This is a genomic window from bacterium, assembly GCA_009926305.1.
Lineage (GTDB): Bacteria > Bdellovibrionota_C > UBA2361 > UBA2361 > RFPC01 > RFPC01.
In genome coordinates this window covers 1-3,739 of sequence record RFPC01000136.1, presented here as the reverse complement: position 1 = coordinate 3,739, position 3,739 = coordinate 1, and the positions used below count along the sequence as shown (strand labels likewise).

The window sequence follows — 3,739 nt, the reverse complement described above, 5'->3', positions numbered from 1 at the left end:
TGGCTTTGGCGGCACACGAAAGTCTAAGCGAAAAGGTTGAGAGTGACTGGTAACTCGTTTTTTACTGAACAGCTCTACTGGTCCCTTGAGAAGTTTAAACCTCGATGCAGATTCTGCCCTTTTCGGTGACTGATTCGGAAAAAATCCAGCTCAAAAAAGAAGCTGGCATATGATTACTGGGGCACCTGATTACTGGCATGGTACTTGAGGGGATGAGGTGTTTGCTTTTGCTCAAATTGGGGAAGGGCAGGAAAAAGGAGCGCTTTGCGCGCTCCTTTTCGAGGTTGTTGTTAAGACCAAGTGCTCATCTTTTTTCTAAAGAGTCCTATCTGTTTTACGATTCTTCTTGTGTGAACTTCTAGGTACGAAGAACCAAGGACAGTTAATCCGCCTATGATAGCAAGAGCGATCCACGGAGAGATGGTTATCACGGTAAGAGCTAACTTGACGGTGTCAATCAGTCCGTGTCCGAAGGTGAATAATCCACCAAGGAAGACAAACTTACTCTCAGCAGTATACCCGTAGGCAATAGCAAGGATTCCAACCGCTATTGAGAATATGGAAGCATTTAAGCCCGGGAACATGACGAGCTCTAAGAAAGCTCCCCCTACTAAGGCAAGCGCAGCAAGTCCCTGGTACTGAGTCCTTCCTCCAAGACAGGAGAGAGACTTTGCGATAAAGATAGCTGCCAGTGGAATGGTAACCAGAGGAAGCATGACTGCATCCGGTAGATCTATTAACCATTTAAGCTCAAAAGCGATTACTAACCAGCTAAGGATTGTTGGTAGTATACTACATGACTGAAGCACTTTTGCAGTCTCCAAAGAACAGTACTTCTTTGAGAAGACAAAGAGAGCTAGTGAGGAGGTAGCAAGTGCTGCGCCGACAAAGATTCCATCTATTCCGTACAAAAACGCGATACGGAGAAAGAGAAGCGCTCCCGGTACAAGAAGTATCAGCCGTGAAATTCTCCCTTCCTTTGTCTTCATCGCGGTGTGTTGCTTGAAGCAGGTAGTATCAAGATAGGCGACACCAAGGATAGCAAGAGACGCGATGAGGCCACTTATGCTTGGATCTCTTGTCGGGATAAGAAGAAGAGCGTTTAGGGCAATGTAGGCACCTGTTAATCTGAGTGCTTCACGACGCGCAAGTGCTGAGAAAGCAATGAAAGTAATTGGAGTAAGAGCAAGAAGCGCTATTCCAGTTGTCACTAAGGCATCAAATCCGGAGGCTGCTACCCAATAAAAGTAGGATGGATAGAGATCTGGGTTAATCGCTGGACCAAACTTTGAGTAGATAAGCCCACCCAGCTGACAAAAGTGCGCTGGGATAATAGCGGCTGCTACTCCGAGGAAGGTCCGTGCTCCCTTGTCTTCTTTTACTTTAAGACCACAGAAGAAGCCGAGCACAGCGAGGAGTCCAGTAAATCCGAGAAAAGTAAAGTATCGGATCATGTGGCTCATCGTTTCCCAGCCTTGAGCCATGAAAGTGAGAGCAGAGGAAAGAAGGACAATTGCACCTACGATACGTAGGATCTTCGGAAGCATTGAAATTCTCCCTACTTCTTTGTCCTGCTCTTCTTGCTGTTTTTTTCTCTGATTCTGTTCCAAGTTTTTCTCTGTTTCTAGAGCTTCTTGAACCTCCATTAGGACATGAAGGTTATTGCTCTGCTCGAGATTGTTATTTTTATCTTGAGTTTCCATGCGTTGTCTCCTGTGATCTTCCGGTAGGTTATTAGCTCTGAGCGCTGTCAGAAAGGAGGGCATCAAGCTCTGTTCGCAGATCTTGCTCTTCTTCCTCAGCGATAAAGTCTCCTTCTAGTGAGTCTCCGCTGTCTGTGTCACAAGCCCCTTGGATCTCATATTCAGTGACCTTTATCTCCCACCTATCAAAGATCTCATCGATCTCAGAGAGGATTACAGAATCATCTTGTCGCATAGCGCTAAGTGCCTCAGCTCGAGACTGTCTTGTGCGAAGGAGGTTCTGTTGTTGATGTAGGCGAGAGATTCGATCATCGATCTTTCCAAGATCTTCAGAGAGGTTTTTCTCGAGCTTGCTGTGTTCAACCACTTGAACTTCAAGCTCTTGAATCTCTTTTTGGATCTTGTTTTTTCTCCGTACGCACTCAAGTGCTTTCTTTTCATCAACCTTTGCAATTCGAACTGCCCGGTCTCTCCAGGTTTCCTCAGCCTCTCGAAGGTCGTGAAGCTTTTTCTTCATCTTTTGACCATCGCGCTTGACTCGCTTGAGCTGAACCTTAGCGCGTGCGCCTGCTTCTTTGACTTCATGAATAGCAGAACTAACGAGTGCATCGTGGTTCTCTACCTGGCTCAGCATCCAGTCAAAGCTTGTAACCACTCCGGATGCCCATCTTCTGAATCGTTTCATGTTTTTCTCCTATGTAAGTTTGTGGCTGTTCTCTTCATCGCGAGAGCAGCAACCTCATACTTCCAATATGGAGCGCGAGGGGATTAATGACGAATTTAAATAAGTTACAATGTTACGAGTAGCTGCAAATAGTCCGCTATCCGGCTTAGAAATAGCATAACGCCTTGATATACATGGTTATATATGGATATAGAAATTTATGATTTGCAGACAAAAGTAGTTACAATGTAACATATTGTAGATGAGATATGACTCTACCATCTCAAAAAGCGAGGTATTTTTTGTTACAGGGGCAATTGCCGCCCATGCTTCTGCACAAGGGGAGCCTGTTCGCCAACGTGACGTAAAGTTCATGATTGAGCTGTTTAGCAACTGGGTCGTAAGCACCTCAAGAGAAACAGCGCTACCGCTACAGAATACACAGGTCAGCCGTTTTATAGACTTTTTACTATCAGAGGGACTCGCCAGGCGAGTAGCCAAAAGAGGAAGACCTACCTATCGACTTACTAGGGTTGGACTTATTGAACTGCTGAGCAGAGTGGTGCATCGGGATTACTTTGATAACCGACCACAGTTCTTTTTTCTTTACTATTTCGTAAAAAACTACAGGCCTCGCTTAGAGCAGCTCGTTGAAAGTGAGGGAAAGCTATTCCCCCTTGCACTTAAGGTAGAGTTAGAAGAATTGCTTGATACAAATGCTTTACTTCTTCGAGAGCTCCAATCTGCACGAGCTGAACTTGAAAGGCAAAAGGGACGTATTAAAGAGTCGATACTTTCGGCAAACTTTCTGCAGGCTGAGCTAAACAATGGGAAGCCATTCAAAAAAATCGTGAAAGAAATAGAGAAACAGTACCCATATGAGCTAAACAGCCAAAAACCGCTAAGTGAACTTATTGCCGGAATTCCTGACGATCAGCAGTGCTGGGAGCTCGGGGAGGGGAGTCTCATGCGTATTAAAGAGATATGGGAGCCAATGGAGTTTTTGCTGAAAGCATATGTCGCTCAGCTTGAGAAGCTTTATCAAGAAGAGAGCTGATTACTGAGATATGTTTTTATTGACGGGTCTCGTCGCTTCAAGCCTCTATTTAAAAAGAAGGAGGAGCATAGTGGTCCTCCATCGAGTCGAAAAATTAGTATCATTAGACATCTCTATTGTTGCTTGAGTAAGGATCTCGTGTAGCTCTGACCTGCCCCCTGATATGTTACCAATCTGAATTAGAGCCCTAATCAGGTACCCCAGTAATCAGTTACCACCGGGAACGCTCGGTATTCGCTCTCTCTTTTCAACTGTTTCGGTCAGACCTTATTCACAAAACGAAAAATCTGAGCAAGAAGATGCGAGCTCAATTGT

General features: G+C 45.0%; 3 protein-coding genes. 1 reads left to right on the top strand and 2 read right to left on the bottom strand.

The features are described from left to right. Positions 1 to 290: 290 nt before the first annotated feature. A complete protein-coding gene (locus EBR25_12735; GenBank protein NBW41850.1) occupies positions 291 to 1,766 on the bottom strand; it encodes a DUF2157 domain-containing protein in 1,476 nt (491 codons plus the stop codon). Continuing rightward, complete coding sequence (locus EBR25_12730) at positions 1,735 to 2,388, bottom strand: hypothetical protein (protein ID NBW41849.1); 654 nt, start codon at positions 2,386 to 2,388, stop codon at positions 1,735 to 1,737. The genes EBR25_12735 and EBR25_12730 overlap by 32 nt, the downstream gene beginning before the upstream one ends. Positions 2,389 to 2,629: 241 nt before the next feature. Between EBR25_12730 and EBR25_12725 the strand changes: the two genes are divergently transcribed. Next, positions 2,630 to 3,424 (top strand): hypothetical protein, encoded by a 795-nt coding sequence (locus EBR25_12725; GenBank protein ID NBW41848.1) that lies wholly within the window; start codon positions 2,630 to 2,632, stop codon positions 3,422 to 3,424. The last annotated feature ends 315 nt before the right edge of the window (positions 3,425 to 3,739 follow it).

Coding starts and splice junctions, on each gene's coding strand:
- EBR25_12730 (NBW41849.1), bottom strand. CDS start 2,388: ATGAAACGATTCAGAAGATGGGCATCCGGAGTGGTTACAAGCTTTGAC.
- EBR25_12735 (NBW41850.1), bottom strand. CDS start 1,766: ATGCCCTCCTTTCTGACAGCGCTCAGAGCTAATAACCTACCGGAAGAT.
- EBR25_12725 (NBW41848.1), top strand. CDS start 2,630: ATGAGATATGACTCTACCATCTCAAAAAGCGAGGTATTTTTTGTTACA.